Source organism: Halovenus rubra (assembly GCF_026586665.1).
GTDB lineage: Archaea > Halobacteriota > Halobacteria > Halobacteriales > Haloarculaceae > Halovenus > Halovenus rubra.
This window is the reverse complement of the sequence record NZ_JAODIY010000009.1, coordinates 328811-344213: the sequence shown is the minus strand read 5'-3', so window position 1 is coordinate 344213 and position 15403 is coordinate 328811. Positions and strand designations below refer to the sequence as shown.

Here is a 15403-nt window from a genome sequence, read left to right as displayed (position 1 = left end):
CGAAAATTCCGTCGTATGGCAGACGACAACGAAACAAGCGCCAGTGACGAACCTGAACAGTCCGGCGAGGGAGACGAAAAATCGTTCCGTGAGCGAGTTGAAGAAATTCGACAGCAGCGCGCCGAGCGCGAAGATGAAGACGGAGAAGGCCGTCCTGAGCCCCCAGAAGAGATGATGGGTGGCGGCGGTGGCATGGGTGGAAACCCGTTTGCACAGATGATGGGCGGTATGATGGGTGGAGGTGGCGGCGGCGGTGGTATGGGTGGCGGCCCGATGGGTGGCAGCCCAATGGGTGGCTCACCAAGCCGTGGCGAGGAGAGCGAAGACAACGAGGAGATGGTTCGAGAAATGCGTAAACTTCGTGACGAAGTTCACGATGTCCGTCGTTCTCTCGACCGTATCGCCGACGCACTTGAAGACCAATAACGCGCTACCAACTATTCGCTGTTGAGGTCTTTGTCAGCGTTTTTGTGAATCGGAATATATGACAGCAGAATTATTAATAAATGGTTGTTAAATCTACATAAGAATCAAACGTTACGTATGTTTTTTAAGAGAACGTGCGCTATTGAGTAGGCAGATGGGGAGCACACGTATGAGCAAGATACAGGAGCCTAATTGGCTACAACGCGAGCGTGAGTACGAAGACGAGTTAGAGCAGTACGGAACACTTCCGGAGTTGTTTGAACGCAGTGCAGGGCGGAACCTCGACAAAAACGCACAGTTATATAAAGGAGATATCTATACTCGCTCACTTGTCACAGCAGATGTGGTTTCCTCTGCCCCACCCGGCGAATATGCTGCCTTGACATATCGTGAGATGCGAAATATCGTCAGGAATCTGGCGACGGGGTTTCGGGAGATGGGCCTCGGTCCTGACACACGTGTTGGCATTCTTTCGAATACACGGATGGAGTGGGCACAGGTTGATTTTGGCCTCCTTGCAGCTGGATGTGTCGTGACGACAGTATACACCGACTCCTCGCCTACTCAAGTAGAGTATTTGCTTTCTGATCCTGATGCGTCGGCGGTTGTTGTCGAAAACGAATCCTTACTCGAACGAGTTCTTGAGGTCGAAGACGATCTTGACCTTGACGAAATCATTTTGCTTGATGAGCCGACACAACCATTCGACCGTGATGACATCAGTACGCTCGGAGAGGTCCACGAACTAGGGGCAGACAGTTACGAGGAGAAAACCTATCAGGGGTGGCTAGATGAAACACAGCCAGACGACCTCGCTAGCCTTATTTACACATCAGGAACGACTGGCAAGCCCAAAGGAGTCCAACTCACACACTGGAATTTCCGTTCGAATGTCCATCAGATTCGTCGACGGATTGGCCCGCGTGATGACGAACCGGACCGACTTTCTATTGACTCAGAAACACGTTCGATTTCTTTTCTCCCACTAGCTCATGTCTTTGAAAGGTTGGCTGGCCACTTTTTGATGTTTGGCTCAGGTGCGTCAGTCGGGTATGCTGAGAGTAGTGATACAATTTCAGAGGATATTGTTACGCTCGAACCAACGACAGGTGCGAGCGTTCCGCGCGTCTACGAGCGAATCTTCGACAGCATGCGCGAACAGGCCAACGGCGGCCCAGCAGGTCCATTAAAAAAGAAGATTTTCAACTGGTCACTTGAAGTTGCAAAAGAGTATCAGAAAGCCAACTCTCCGGGACCAGTGTTGAATCTTAAGCATGCACTCGCGGACACGCTCGTCTATTCAGATGTCAAAGAGAACCTAGGCGGAAACATCAATCAAATGGTTTCTGGAGGAGGCAGCCTCAGTAAAGAGCTGTGTCTGATATTTAATGGAATGGGAATCACAATTCTAGAAGGATACGGACTCACGGAGACCGCTCCAGTTGCATCTGTCAACTCACCAGATGACATCCGCCCGGGTACACTTGGCGTTCCGGTTGCCGATGTCGATATTGCAATCGATGAATCACGAGATGTTGACGAAGAGTACGAAGACAAAGATTCGGTTATCGGCGAGTTGCTGGTACGCGGAGACAACGTCACGAGTGGCTATCTGAACAAGCCCGGGGCGACAGAGCGAGCATTCACGGACGACCCATTTGATGAGGATAGCGATGTGATAGCCCCTCTGGGGCTACGTGCCGACGGAAGCGGCAAATGGTTCAGGACGGGTGACCTTGTCGAACAGACCTCGGACGGATTCCTTGCTTTCCACGACCGTCTTAAGCAGGTCTTCGTTCTCGATACTGGCAAAAACGTTGCTCCACAGCCAATTGAAGACACGTTTGCTACCAATGACCGCATTGAGCAGATTATGGTCCTCGGAGATAATCGGAAGTTCGTGGGCGCGCTCGTGGTACCAAACTTCGAACGACTCGAAGAATGGGCTGACTCTAACAGTGTCGATATTCCTGATTCGCGGGCAGCGATGGTCGACGACGAACACGTCATCTCTTGGATTCAAGAGACAATAGCCGACGGAAACGAACAGTTCGGGAAACACGAACGCATCAAGAAATTCGCACTCATTCCCGAAGAGTGGACGCCAGAAAACGATCTGTTGACCCCATCGATGAAAAAAAAGCGGCGTTCGATTCTTGATGTATACCAGGACCGGGTCAACAAAATATACGCTGAGGACGACTGAGTTGTCGCTCACTCAACGACGACAGTTACCTGTCTGGTTCGAGGGCCATCGCACTCAACGAACAGCACTGATTGCCAAGTTCCAAGCTGTAACTCTCCGTCATGAACAGGAATCGTCACGCTCGGGCCAAGAAGCATCGCCCGAATATGTGAGTCAGCGTTGTCATCTATCTGATCGTGTTGCCATCCATTTTCCGGGACAATATCCGAGAGCGCCTGTTCAAAATCCGAGAGCAATCGCGATTCAGCCTCGTTGACGATGACGCCCGCGGTTGTATGTTCGACAAACACCGTTACTGTTCCTGTTATGCCTGCCGGAATCTGTTTAGAGACGTTGTTGGTTATCTCTTGGACCTCTTGATGGTCCTCAGTCAGTACCTCAAAGCGGTTCATGTCGGCCTCTCGCTTCGCTCACCAAAGAGTCCGACGATCATCATACGTTCAGCAAACTGAAGTATAGCGTCGTCGCTATGCCAGCCAGTCCTCGGGTTTGGTGTCGTAATCGACATCTGTCGCGGCCAGATGGTTCACATCTTCCCAGTCAAGTTCCTCCTCTTCAAACGCTGTGCCATCGAAACGAATCTCGACACCGGTTTCCTCTGGCTCAGGTTCGCTATCTCTGCGACGAGCAACCTCTAGGTCGTGGTCATCGTACACTGTATCGATAGTACGCAAGACAACTGGACGGCCCCAGAGCTCGAAAATTCGTTCCAACGTGTCTTTTGCCTGTTCAATATCCAGTGCGACGCCGTTGTACTGGTGTTCGAGCAGAAGTTCGTTTCGGTTCTGGAAGTTCCCATCTGCGACTACGATGGTCGGCTTGCCAAAATTGGTCAGTTCTAGCATCAGTTTCTTTTTTACAGCCTCATAATCTGTCGAGGTAGCGCGGTAATCACCTGAAGAGTGCATATATTCGTAGGTGAAATAATTGTTCTCGTCAACGAACTCCTGAGTCAAAAACTCGTCAACGAAGGTTACGTCGTTGTGACTCTCTCTGATTTCTCGCATTCGGTCCCAGCCAACGGTGTACTCGACACCGGCAAGTGCATCTTCGACGCTGTCGTACCGCTCAGTATCGAACATGTATCTTGATATCCGTTCGAGTTCTTCCCGAGAGATTCGTCCAAGATACCCTTTGTTTGCTGGTTTGACCAGCGAGTAGTGTCGTTCGGCGAGACCCTCATACGTAAACAGCTTCCATGGATAGCTGTCGAGGTCAACAGTACCCTCGCGAGCTTTGGCCAGCGTCTCCTCATCAATTCGTGGGTCCGACACCTCGATATCGTCGAGCTGTTCGCGCTCTACTGACGCTACTAGCGGGTCCGGCTCAAGCTGGTTAAGAACGTGCGTGAAATCAATAGTGTCGTGGAAGTTCCGCCAAGAGATACCCTCAACGCGGAGCAAGCGCTCGACGACATGTCGCCGGTTTTCAGTGTTCTCGATGTATTCCCAAAGCTCTAGCCCGAGACTGTAGGGGTTCATCCCACCGGAGCCAAGCACTTTCGACATGTGGTCGGCATACGTCAGGAACTCGTCGGCACCGGCAAAGTTCTCGTCAGCCATCATCAGTGACTCCCAGTACGATGCCCACCCCTCGTTCATAATCTTCGTCATCTTCTGGGGTGCAAAGTAGTACGACTCGGCACGCAGAATCTCGAGGATTTCTTTTTGCCAATCTTCGAGCTCGATTGCCTTCTCGGCAGTCTCGTCGTACTGCTTGCCGTGTCTCCGGAGGAAGGCAAGGATATCTTTCTCGGGTTCCTCGGGGAAAGTTGTCGAGTCGTCATTCTCTCGTTGTCCTTCGAGCCACTCTTCGTCGAAGACCTGCCTTTGTACCTCTTCAGAGAGATCTAACTCGTCAAGTTCGTCACTTACCTCGCCGTAGTCGACATCAGTCTCTGATGGCTCATCTCGCATGAGTGGTTCGTATGGCTGGTACTGGTCGATATTGTCCTCAAGACAGAGAATGTGGTCGATAAACCGCTCGACCTCTGCACGCTCGATATCAGTATCTTGGATGAAGTCGTCGATTGTCTCCCCGTGACGCGAAAGCATTGCCGCGGCGTTAGGGTCGCGGCTGAACATTGCGAACCATTCGTTGTTCGCAAAAAAGTCCGAATGGGCCTCTACGTGAGTGATGACTGCCTTCTGGTCCGAGAGAGCGTTCGACTCTTGGAGGAATGCGTGGGCTGGTTTGTCGTTGTTGACAATTTCGAATGCCTTGCCACCTAGGAACTGTCCCTGTTTTTGCTGGCGGTCGTAGGTCATCCCCCATCGCCAGTGTGGGTATCGATTCTGGAACCCACCGTAAGCAATGAGTTCGTTCATATCGTCGTAATCAACAATCCAGTAGTTCACGTCGTAGGGTTTAAGCCCGAGCTTTTTGGCCAGTACACTTGCCTCAGTGACTGGTTCTTCGAGCTGTTTTGCCTCTCGTTGCATGTGAACATCATCTGTTGGTTTCATCTGTCGATTCCCTCCTGTTGGTTATCTTTCATTGTCGCCCTCTTCGGTGCTTAGAATGTCATAAATCGCGTCGGTAACATCATCCGGGCTGGTAACGTAAGCAACTGAGACGTTGTCACTTCCGTCGAAATGCTGCTGAACTTCTTCGGCGTGTGTCGCGTTGATTGCGTTCCCAGATGGTTGGGTTTCGACGTACGCGTGGAGGTTAGCGTCTATCCGCTCCATCAACGGGATGACGTTTTTTTCTGTGTCGTTCGAGGAGTTCTCTGAGTCTCCTGCAGCGAAGACATACCGGTTCCAGTCAGTCCAAGGGTACTTCTCGTCGAGTCGCTCCATCGCCACCTCGTAGGCACTTGAGATACGAGTTCCACCACCCGACCGGATACCAAAGAACTCGTCGCGCTCGACCTCCCAGGCATCGGCGTCGTGGGCGATATAGACGAACTCAGCGTTATCATATTTCCCTTGGAGATACCAGTCTAACGGTGTGAACGTTCGTTCGACGAGCTCGCGCTTTTTTTGCCGCATGCTTCCCGATACATCCCTGATGTTTACGACGACAACATTCCGCTCACGCTCCTCGATAATCTCGGGGTATCGATACCGCTCATCTTCACGCCGATACGGAATCTGGTCAACACCTTCCCGTCGAATTCGTCGAGCAGTCTCTTCACGTTCGACAGAGGCTGTCATCTCGGCAAGACTCCCGTACTGTGTTCTGTCTCCGTTGGGTATGTCGTCGTATGCGTTCTCTATCCAACTACGTGAGACTGGTAGATTCTCTTCGCTTCGTGCCCACTCGAATACTTTCGTGGGACCCCAGCCCTCGATTTTGAGCGCAGCTCTGACGAAATCCTTGTCGAAATCCATCGCCAGCTTGCGTTTTAATCCTTCTTTGAACAGCCGTTCGAAATCCAGCGTTCCGGTCGGGCCTGACCGGGTGATATCGGTGAAATCGCCTTCTTTTTCTTCGACGACTTTCTTCCCTTTTGGTTCGAGATCTAGCCCGAGTCGCTCATCAAGTTCTTCGGCGAACTCTTCGGGGTCCATCTCGTAGTACTCGTGGTCACCACCTTCTTCTCCGGGGTCACCCTCCTCGTCACCGTCTCCCGGCTCTGGTTGGCCGACCGGGTCACCCGGCTCCGGGGTACCGTCCTGTCCCTGCCCAATTCCGCCCATTTCGCGTTGGTCGTACTCGAACTCGGGAAGGTCGATGATTTTGATGGGGACTCTGACCTCGTCGCGGCGGCTCTGTCCCAGGTCACCGTACTGAATGAAATCGGCAAGGTCCTGTCGGCGTTGTTCACCGACTTCCCTATACCGCTCTAAGTCGTCTTTCAGTCCCATTTGTAGCTCACCTGGCTCATAACGTGCCTGCTGGTCAACTCGGCCGTTGCCTCGCTGTAATCGTACAGCTCCTGCATGTTCTGGATTGTCGCTTCTTTGAGAGTTTCTGTTTCCGTCCCGCTCGGGGGGTTATCCCACTGGTTTGGATCGAAATCCTCGTATGTCCGCTCGATATCGGCCCAGCTATAGTTTCCAAGCACAGCTTTGATAACTGGAATCTCTTTGGGGTTGACAGCAGCCACACGGAACTCTTCGTCGCGGTTGCGCCATGCATGCCGGTTCAGCGCAGTGATTATCTGTTCTGTTCTGAACGCTGTCACCGCATCAGAGGGTTGGTTACCGCTGTAATCGTCTTCTTCGAACCGTCCGAGGTGCTCAATCTCAAACAGCTTCATCTTGAGCTGGTCCGGCTCCACTCGCTCGCCGCGCTCATTTTCGATTTTGTCTCCCTGCGACCACGCATAGACGTGCTCGACGTACTCCGCAACAGTCGCTTCGTCGACGCGCTTGTCACGCATCATCGCGTTGAGAACATCCTCTTCTTGTTGGGAGAATGCATACTCTTTGACCGGCGCAATTCGTTGCTCGAACTCCGCTGCTTCAGTTGTCGAGAACACCGGCGCGTCAGTCAGCCGTTCGGCCATCGTGTCCAATAAATCCCGGGGCATGATGACCGACTCAACTGCCAACTCCTCGTGGAACCGCTCGGATTCTTCATGTAGCAGGTCGGCAATGATATCTCGTGTGTATGTGACTGGTATTCCGTGTTCACCGTTTGTGCCTTCACCCTCAAACTCCACATCCTCAATGTCAATACGCTCCTCGCCATCACGAATGTAGCCGCGGTCGAACAACAATGCTTTATCGACAATTGAGTGCTCTTCTGGTAGATTTGTTGTGTCGAGCCGTGAGACGACTGCGTACAGAGCTGCCGCTTCGATACTGTGTGGCGCAATTTCGCGGTCGCGGACAATATCGTCTGCCCCACGGACCTGAATCGTTAGTGGTGCTCGCATCCACTCTTCAAGTTGGTCCCACGTCGATGCATCCCAGACGCTTGTTTCGTCAGTTAGCTCCCGGCGGAGCAGTTCTGCTTCCAGCGAGAGGTTTGTCAAGTAGGTGAACCGGTGGCGGTCAAGCCGTCGCTTGAGGGCTTTCAGCGGGTCCTGTCCTTCACGTTCGACGTGTTTGTTCAACTGGCCTTGTAGGTCTGGATTCGAGATGATAATCAACTGCGTGTCGATATCCATCCCAATTCCTTTGTCGAGTTTGACGCGCCCCTCGTCCGGAACGTTCAGAAGCTTCTGGAGCAAGTCGGCGTGTTGAGAGGCATCTTCGACGATAGTTAGCAGGCCGTTTCCCTGTGAAAGAACGCCATCATACGAGAACGCCTGTGGGTTCTTTCGTCCCCGCGAGTCTAGTTCGCGTAACATTCCATGCATCCATGAACCAACAAGTCGCTCTTTGGGGCTTCCCTCATCTTCGGAGTGCAAAATACCAATTCCTTGCCCAATATCGACGACGAAGTTCTTGATGCGTAAGTGTTGACGAGCAGTAGCCTCCGAGAACAAGTCTTCGACACCCTGTCTGCGATACTGTTCTTCGAGATACTCGTATGCTTCACGGGAGAACGGGTCAAGCTCACCCTCCACCCTCACCGGGATGTGGTCGTCGAGGCGTTCATTCAGCTCCGTCAGGAGGTCTTTTCGAACTGACTCTGGGAACACAGTGAGTGGGTGAGATTGGACTGGACTCTCGTACCAGTCGTCTTCGTCGGCCGTTGCGGGCTCGTCACTGTAAGTAAGGCCAGCAGACCCTTCGACTCCGGCGACGTTCCACTCCATTGTGTACCGACGCCCATCCTCCGTTTTGGAGTACTCTCGAAGGCCGTTAACGAGACATCGTTTAAGTTCAGACTTTCCGGTCGCCGTAGGGCCATCGAGCCAGAGAATTTTTTCTTCCTTTCCGCGACCTGCTGCTATCGAGCGCAGGTCATCGACGAACCGATTGAGGACTTCGGTGTTCCCGAGGATGGCGTGTTCCCCGTCATTCCAGGGGTCGTCAAAAAAGCGGTAGCGCTGTTTTTCTTCACCTTCCTCGATGACCGTCCGGGTCCCGGCTGCTTCGATAGCTGCAAGCAAATATTTTGGAGCATGGGCGGCAATACCTGGCTTCGAGAGGAGTGTCTCGATATATGTATCGAGACTCATTGGCTCCTCGTATGTCGCATCAAGCGTACGGTCTGCGGCTTCGATGTACTGGTCCCCGCTCATTGTGTTACTCCTCTAGGGTCGATAGTTTGTTGCCGATTCAGCTGGTACATCCGTTAGTCCTCCATCTCGCTTTTTGCCACCTCGGCACCGGCGAACTCAAGGACTTCCTTTGCGCCCTCTTCGGAGTAGCCCTGCTCGATGAGCGCCTCAATCCACTCGTTGCGCTCGTCGTCGTCCATATCGCCACTGGTCACGAGTGCCGAGAAGTTGATGTTGTGTTTTTTGTCTTCCCACAGCTTTCGCTCTAGAGCCCGGCGCAAGCGGTCGTTATCCTGTGGATTGAACGACACTCCCTCGCGTGCGCGCCGCGATACCCAGTTTGCAACCTCCTGTCGGAAATCGTCTTTCCGGTCCTCGGGTAAGTCGAGTTTTTCTTCGACACTCCGGAGGAACTGTTCGTCTGGTTCCTGTTCGCGGCCCGTAATATCGTCTTCAACGGTATCGTCATCGATGTAGGCCATAACGTGGTCCATATACTTTTCACCCTGACGCTGGATTTCGTCGACATCGTACGCAAGTGCGTGGCGCACGTCTTCGATGGCGCGTTCCTTGTACTCCTCGCGGACGAGTTCGATATATCTGTAGTACGTCTCGAACATCTCCGGCGAGATAGAGCCGTGGCTCTCTAGATTTTCTTCGAGATGTTTGAACGTCGTCAACGGTGAGAGAAACGACCGCGACCGGTGCATTGAGTCCATAATGGCCTCGGCGATTTCATCGCCGATGAACCGCGGTGAAACGCCGTCCATCCCTTCTCCGATATCCACTTTCTCCGCTGCTTCGTCGCGAAGTTTCTTTACGTCGACATCTTCTGTTTCATCAATCTCACCGTTGTAGGCTTTTGCTTTCTGAAGAAGGTCGACGCTTCCTTCGTCAGGCTCCTCAATACGCGTTAACACACCGAATAATCCTGCCATCTCCAAGGTATGTGGTTCGACGCCGATATCCGGGAGATCAGCGTTCTGGAGCATCTTTTGATAGATGCTGCCCTCGTCTTCATACGAGAGGACATACGGGAAGTCGATACGCTTGGTCCGGTCGTTGAACGCCTCCATTTTCTCATCGCCTTTTTTATCTCGGTATTCGGGCATATTCGTTCGCCCGACGATGACTTGGTCGATGTCAATGCGAGGATTGTTCTTTGGCTTGATCGTCTTCTCTTGGGTTGCATGCAGGAAGTCATAGAGAAATTCCCGCTGGAGTTTGAGTAATTCTTCACCCGAGAAGATGCCACGGTTGGAGTTACAAAATGCACCGGAGTAGTCGAATGCTCGGGGGTCTGACTCACCGTAGATAGCGATTTTCGAGTAATTAACATCCCCCGTGAGCTCAGTTTCGTCCTGATTTTTCTTGTCTTTTGGCTCGAAGGTCTCGATTGCCTGCCGTTTGTTCTCATCGGCGAGCAGTCTAATAATCTCGATGTGGTTGTCAAGTACCGCCTGAAGATCGTCATCGTAGTGAGCAAGCAACTGGTCCATGTAGAATTCGCTTGCTGGGTCCAGTGCCTGCTCGTTTCTGATTGTGTATGGCGCATCGAGGTTCTCGTTGACATCGTCGATGACACTCTGGCGTTGCTCATGAGGGAGCAACACGATTGGGTCTTGGTTCATCGGCGAGCGGACGATGTCATCCGCAGGATCTTGGTCTGTAATAACATCACAAAGGTTTGTCCAGCGGAAGGTGTACATCCGCCCTTCCTCACGGCTCGTGTAATCCTCGAAGTATTCACGGATTTGTGAGTCAAATGCGGACTTACCGGAGCCAACAGGGCCGAGCAAGAGGAGAATCCGTCGCTCTGGGCCCAACCCTCGCGCCCCAGACTTTACCTTATTGACAAACTCGTGCATCGCCTCGTGAACAACGCGACCGTAGAACGTATTCTCACCGTCATTGAGCGGGTCCTTGGAGGCGAGCTCGTACTCCACGACGCCGCGATCTTCGTCGTAGGAGGTACCATAGAAATCGAACATGTCAGCGACACGCTGGTGGGCACTACGCGCGATACGCGGCCCATCGTAGAGTTCTTCGAGGTACCAACTGAACGACTGGGGTTTCCGGAGGTCACTTGGAATGGTTTGTCTGTACTCCTCGCTCAACGACTGTAGTGTGCGTTCTTGTTCACTCATTGTTGGCTCTGTTAAACTGTGACACAGGGGTGGACATGTGTACGCTATCGTCGGTCTGTTGGACGAGCAACCAGCCTCGTGGTGATACCTGTTGTCCTGATTGGTCGCTTACTCTGTCACCGCTACAGGGATCAATTTCTGAGGACGATTTCCACACACTTATACGATAGAATTTCTTGGAATATATAAACTCGTTTATCGTAAGGTAATTTACTGTGGAGTGCGTACAATTCACCCGGGATATAGGCCCGTATTATCAGCCTTTTATGATATTTCCGTTTCGACTCATTCAGGCGTAATTATTTTCACAGAACAACTAAACCGGGAGACACAGTCGTGATGGGGTGATTTATATCTCGGGCTTATTAATGAGGTGTATGGAGTTTGAGGGACTGGCTGAAGGGTGGGAAGTCTGGAGCGTCGAAACCACAAAGGCAGTACTCGGGTTTCGACCGGATGTGTTTGACAGTCACGAGTTTCCACCCGAGTGTCTCCCGACGATATACGTCACGAAAGGCAAGCGAGACCGGCGTCCCGGCCGTGATATTCCTGACCCCGACGACCCGTGGTACGTCACCTTGTATCTTGAGCCCGATGTCAACCTCGACCCACGAAAGTATGAGTCACAGGAACAAGCGGTCTCGGGTGCCAAATCCGTTGCAACCGAGTTTACCCGCGGCGAAATCGCGTATCACGACCTCTATCAGGTGCCACGGCCGGACTATTTCGATAAGCTAGACGAATTGACTGGCAACTAGGAACCTACTCAGTGGAAATATACCCATCAGTACTTGGTGTATGAATGCTGACACGGCCGTCTAGCCCGGATGATTTTACTGCAGTTTCTCCTGCGTCTTTTGCTTCCTGTGCCTGTGCTTTATTAGTCACTCCGTAGACAGTCGGGCCCCATGAAGATTGACCGGCTCCAAAAACTGTCCGACTCTTACAGAGCTCCTCGATGAGTGTCCCGACTGGGGGCCGATAGACGCCGCCTTGCTCATCAGCGTACCAGGCACCGTTGAGTCGACCAATCCGCTCGAGCGCCTCCCCGAACTGCTGGATGTTCTGTTCGGCAATCGATGGGAGCAGTGAACGGGTGAGTACGGCTGCGATGTCGTCTGCGATACCGGGATTCGCACTCTCTACGGTTGCCTCCATACTCGATGTTTCAGCCTCACCACTATTTCCGGGGCTTGTTTCAGGGGTGACAACCAGAAAGCGCCAGTCAGCCGGCAACGGTTGCTGGACAATTGGTTCCGGAACGCTCCAATTGCCTGGGTTGGGTGGGTCTGTGGTGAACTTTGTCGAGCGATGACCACTATCGATAATAAAGCCGCCATCTTCAAACGTCGCGACGCCGACTCCACTTCGACCCCCTCTTCCGAGTCGTGGCGCCGTCTGTCTCGGGTCGATACTGAGGTCGTACGTGTCTGCGATTCCAACGAGACACGCCAGCGCAATTTGTGTCCCACTGCCCAGTCCGATATGCCTGCCAAACCGTTCCTTGACGGTAATAGCTATTCCGGGGACATCAAGCACGTCGACAGCGGTCTCAACGTAGGACCTGAGTTCGGAGTCGGCACACCGCACTTCTTGGGCCGCTGTTGTTTCGATACGAAGTGCTGGCTCGTCGAGACCGACGCCGATACCGCCATAGAGTCTGTCGTAGGCCAGTGAGAGGTTCTGAAACCCAAAATGCAATCGTGCCCCTGTCTCGACGGTCACCATGCTGTCTCGTTATTCCCGTCGTTGAACAAAAAGGGTGACAACGGCGACAGTACTTGCGACCCTACCGGACAATGACCACGGCTCGTTCTGTTTCGAGCATCTCTCCGTCGCCAGAGTAGGTCCGTGATTTCTGGATTTCGAACATTTCGCTGTTGAGCTCGAACGTACCATCAGCAATCTCCAAGGTTTCGCCGGTAACGGCAAAGTTTCCGGCTTCGATGGCATCATCGATTGCACTCACTTCACCACCGAACTCTGGACCGACGATTGAGTAGTCCAGATTCACATCGCTGATTTCTGTGGTAATGTCTGGCTCCGTTGTGAAGGAGTCGATGCTCTCGACGTGCATCACGTCCGCGACGGCATCCGCAAACCCGCCGACGTGGCCGTAGATGTCTACTTCCTCAAGCTGTTGGTTTAGCGGTAGGCCTGATTCAGTCTTGTACCGTCGGAGTGCCCCGATGACCTCCATTGCTGTCTCGCCAGCTTCGAGGTCTGCATCGTATCCGACTGGCTCTGGCCACTCTTCTAAATGTAACGACTCTTCTGGGCTATAGAGGCGCTGATACAGTTCCTCAGTGACGTGGGGCAACAGCGGAGCCCACAGCTTGAGGAACGTCTGGTGTGCACGGAGGACGGTATACTGAGTTGAAGCGTTGCCGCCATCAGAGAGACGCTGCTTGGCAATTTCGAGGTAATCGTCACAGAACGTCGACCAGAAGAACGTTCGGAGTTCGTCACGGGCCTTCGCGAACTCGTAGTTGTGGAACCGTTCGGTCAGCGTCTCGGTCATCTCATCAAGTTGTGCAAGGAACCAGCGGTCGATATCTGCTAGCTCTGATTCGACCATCTCGTCGTCAGTAATCGAACGGTCGATATCTTCGGTCAACTGGTCGACCAACCGGGAAGCATTCCAGAGTTTCTGCAGAAGTCGTTCGCCTGCCTCAAGGGCGTTCTCACGGTAAGGGAAGTCGTCGCCGATAGAGGCACTCGCTGTCCAGTACCGCGTCGCGTCGGTTGGGTACTCATCGATGATATCCCGTGGGGGGATGATGTTCCCCTTTGATTTGGACATGGCTTCCCGGTTTTCGTCGAGTACCATGCCGTGGATAATGACATCTTTGAAGGGAACTTCGCCAGTGTGTTCGTAGCATTTGACGATAGTGTGGAACAGCCAAAACGAGATAATGTCGTGGCCCTGTGGGCGGAGGTTCATCGGGTAGACTTCCGGGCGCTCCATGTTCAGGGCACCCGCTTCGCTGTTCCAGTCCCAGCCAGCGTTAACGAGCGGGGTCAGTGACGATGTGGCCCACGTATCGAAAACATCCTCGTCAGCAACGAACTCCTCGTGACCACATTCGGGACAGGCATCGGTCGACGGTTCATCCACAAGTGGGTCGACTGGCAACTGCTCTCGGTCTGCAAGGATTGTTTCGTCACAATCTTGACAATACCAGACGGGGAACGGAATCCCAGAGTCACGCTGTCGGGAGATACACCAGTCCCATTCGAGACCTTCTATCCAGTGTTTGTACCGGGTAAACATCTTCTCGGGCTGCCAGTCAATTTGCCGCCCGGCTTCGAGGTACTCCTCTTTTTTATCAAGAATCTCGATATACCACTGTTCGGTCACGAGATACTCAACTTCCTCGTCACACCGCTCGTGAACCTGTACTGTGTGGTGGTGGTCTCTCGATTCGAGCAAGTGCCCTTGCTTGTCGAGGTCCTCGATAATTGCCTCGCGTGCTTCGGCGGTGCTCATTCCTTCGTACGTGTCGGCGAGGTCAGTCATTGTCCCTGACTCGTCGATAGCGATACGAAGCTCGAGGTCGTGAGCCTGATACCACTCGATGTCAGTCTGGTCTCCGAAGGTACAACACATCACCAGCCCGCTTCCGGTCTCAAGGTCGACTCTGTCGTCTTCGAGAATGGGAACTTCCTGTCCGAACAGCGGCACTCGCGCCGTCCCGCCGACGAGATGCTGATTCTCGTCGTCGTCCGGATGGACGAACACTGAGACACACGCTGGCAGTAACTCCGGTCGTGTCGTCGAAATAGTAAACGTTTCTTCGTCACCCTCGCCTTCCCCAAACTCGACAATGTCGAAGTCGATATCGTTGAACTTGGTCTGCTTATCGAGATCTTCCTGTTCGACCTGTGAAATTGCAGTCTCACACTCCGGACACCAGATAGTGGGAGCATGGTGTCGGTACTCTCGCCCTTGGTCGTAGAGGTCGATAAACGACAGCTGCGAGGTTCGCTGTACCTGTGGCGAGATGGTCTTGTAGGTTTGGTCCCAGTCCACGGAGATAGCAAGCGATTGGACGTTGTCGGTGAACTCTGCCTCATAATCCTTACAGACTCCACGACACTTTTCTTGGAACTCGCGGCGGGTGAAGTCTCCGTGGTTGACACCGAGTTCACGCTCAGTAAGACGCTCGGAGGCAATGCCGTTGTCGTCGTACCCAAACGGGAAGAAAACATCGTCGCCGTACATCCGCTTGAAACGGGCAACGAAGTCCATCAGTGTCAGCCCATAGAGGTGGCCTATGTGCAACCCGCCCGAGACAGTCGGCGGCGGCGTGTCGATAGTGTACTGTGTATCGGTATTTCCGCTGTAGGCATAGGTATCCTGTTCAACCCAGTAGTCCTGCCAGACTGGTTCGACTGCTTCTGGGTCGTACTCATCGCTTAAACCTTCGTGGTCGTTGTTTGCGGACGATTCGTCGCTCGATGGTGGCTCTGACTCACTCATTGGTAAATGTGACCGAACCTGCTCGGTAACTGTTGTGGCCGTCCATGATGGACGGGTAGTCGAATACTGTGCCGGCG

General features: G+C 53.0%; 10 protein-coding genes. 3 read left to right on the top strand and 7 right to left on the bottom strand.

The window, feature by feature from the left end:
- Positions 1-15: 15 nt before the first annotated feature.
- Together N5098_RS08560 and N5098_RS08555 are read left to right on the top strand one after the other, a co-directional pair.
- Positions 16-426 carry a hypothetical protein gene (locus N5098_RS08560; protein WP_267637361.1) on the top strand — a complete coding sequence of 137 codons (411 nt, stop codon included), beginning with the start codon at positions 16-18 and terminating at the stop codon, positions 424-426.
- A gap of 169 nt (positions 427-595) precedes the next feature.
- Positions 596-2632 (top strand): AMP-dependent synthetase/ligase, encoded by a 2037-nt coding sequence (locus N5098_RS08555; protein ID WP_267637360.1) that lies wholly within the window; start codon positions 596-598, stop codon positions 2630-2632.
- 8 nt (positions 2633-2640) lie between these two features.
- Here the strand turns inward: N5098_RS08555 and N5098_RS08550 are convergent, their stop codons facing one another.
- The 5 genes from N5098_RS08550 to N5098_RS08530 form a co-directional block, all read right to left on the bottom strand.
- Positions 2641-3024, bottom strand: a complete 384-nt coding sequence (locus tag N5098_RS08550) for a secondary thiamine-phosphate synthase enzyme YjbQ (RefSeq protein ID WP_267637358.1) — start codon at positions 3022-3024, stop codon at positions 2641-2643.
- Positions 3025-3099: 75 nt separating this feature from the next.
- The gene (locus N5098_RS08545; protein ID WP_267637357.1) at positions 3100-5097 is read right to left on the bottom strand and encodes a SpoVR family protein; all 1998 of its coding nucleotides are present in this window, start codon (positions 5095-5097) and stop codon (positions 3100-3102) included.
- Between the two features lie 21 nt (positions 5098-5118).
- Positions 5119-6444, bottom strand: coding sequence for a YeaH/YhbH family protein (locus N5098_RS08540; RefSeq protein WP_267637356.1), 1326 nt, complete (start codon positions 6442-6444; stop codon positions 5119-5121).
- On the bottom strand, positions 6435-8717 hold the full coding sequence (locus N5098_RS08535; RefSeq protein WP_267637355.1) for a PrkA family serine protein kinase: 2283 nt from the start codon (positions 8715-8717) through the stop codon (positions 6435-6437). The genes N5098_RS08540 and N5098_RS08535 overlap by 10 nt, the downstream gene beginning before the upstream one ends.
- 53 nt (positions 8718-8770) lie before the next feature.
- On the bottom strand, positions 8771-10843 hold the full coding sequence (locus N5098_RS08530) for a PrkA family serine protein kinase (protein ID WP_267637354.1): 2073 nt from the start codon (positions 10841-10843) through the stop codon (positions 8771-8773).
- Between the two features lie 377 nt (positions 10844-11220).
- Here N5098_RS08530 and N5098_RS08525 point away from each other — a divergent pair, with 377 nt between their 5' ends.
- On the top strand, positions 11221-11601 hold the full coding sequence (locus N5098_RS08525) for a DUF5820 family protein (RefSeq protein ID WP_267637353.1): 381 nt from the start codon (positions 11221-11223) through the stop codon (positions 11599-11601).
- A 4-nt stretch (positions 11602-11605) separates the two neighbouring features.
- Here the strand turns inward: N5098_RS08525 and N5098_RS08520 are convergent, their stop codons facing one another.
- Both N5098_RS08520 and N5098_RS08515 read right to left on the bottom strand, forming a co-directional pair.
- A complete protein-coding gene (locus N5098_RS08520; protein ID WP_267637352.1) occupies positions 11606-12571 on the bottom strand; it encodes a beta-ribofuranosylaminobenzene 5'-phosphate synthase family protein in 966 nt (321 codons plus the stop codon).
- Between the two features lie 61 nt (positions 12572-12632).
- The gene (locus N5098_RS08515) at positions 12633-15326 is read right to left on the bottom strand and encodes a valine--tRNA ligase (RefSeq protein ID WP_267637350.1); all 2694 of its coding nucleotides are present in this window, start codon (positions 15324-15326) and stop codon (positions 12633-12635) included.
- Positions 15327-15403 lie beyond the last annotated feature (77 nt).

What these genes read in the sequence shown, in the direction of transcription:
- N5098_RS08515 (WP_267637350.1), bottom strand. Translation starts at nt 15,326, where the DNA reads ATGAGTGAGTCAGAGCCACCATCGAGCGACGAATCGTCCGCAAACAAC.
- N5098_RS08550 (WP_267637358.1), bottom strand. Translation starts at nt 3,024, where the DNA reads ATGAACCGCTTTGAGGTACTGACTGAGGACCATCAAGAGGTCCAAGAG.
- N5098_RS08520 (WP_267637352.1), bottom strand. Translation starts at nt 12,571, where the DNA reads ATGGTGACCGTCGAGACAGGGGCACGATTGCATTTTGGGTTTCAGAAC.
- N5098_RS08555 (WP_267637360.1), top strand. Translation starts at nt 596, where the DNA reads ATGAGCAAGATACAGGAGCCTAATTGGCTACAACGCGAGCGTGAGTAC.
- N5098_RS08560 (WP_267637361.1), top strand. Translation starts at nt 16, where the DNA reads ATGGCAGACGACAACGAAACAAGCGCCAGTGACGAACCTGAACAGTCC.
- N5098_RS08545 (WP_267637357.1), bottom strand. Translation starts at nt 5,097, where the DNA reads ATGAAACCAACAGATGATGTTCACATGCAACGAGAGGCAAAACAGCTC.
- N5098_RS08530 (WP_267637354.1), bottom strand. Translation starts at nt 10,843, where the DNA reads ATGAGTGAACAAGAACGCACACTACAGTCGTTGAGCGAGGAGTACAGA.
- N5098_RS08525 (WP_267637353.1), top strand. Translation starts at nt 11,221, where the DNA reads ATGGAGTTTGAGGGACTGGCTGAAGGGTGGGAAGTCTGGAGCGTCGAA.
- N5098_RS08540 (WP_267637356.1), bottom strand. Translation starts at nt 6,444, where the DNA reads ATGGGACTGAAAGACGACTTAGAGCGGTATAGGGAAGTCGGTGAACAA.
- N5098_RS08535 (WP_267637355.1), bottom strand. Translation starts at nt 8,717, where the DNA reads ATGAGCGGGGACCAGTACATCGAAGCCGCAGACCGTACGCTTGATGCG.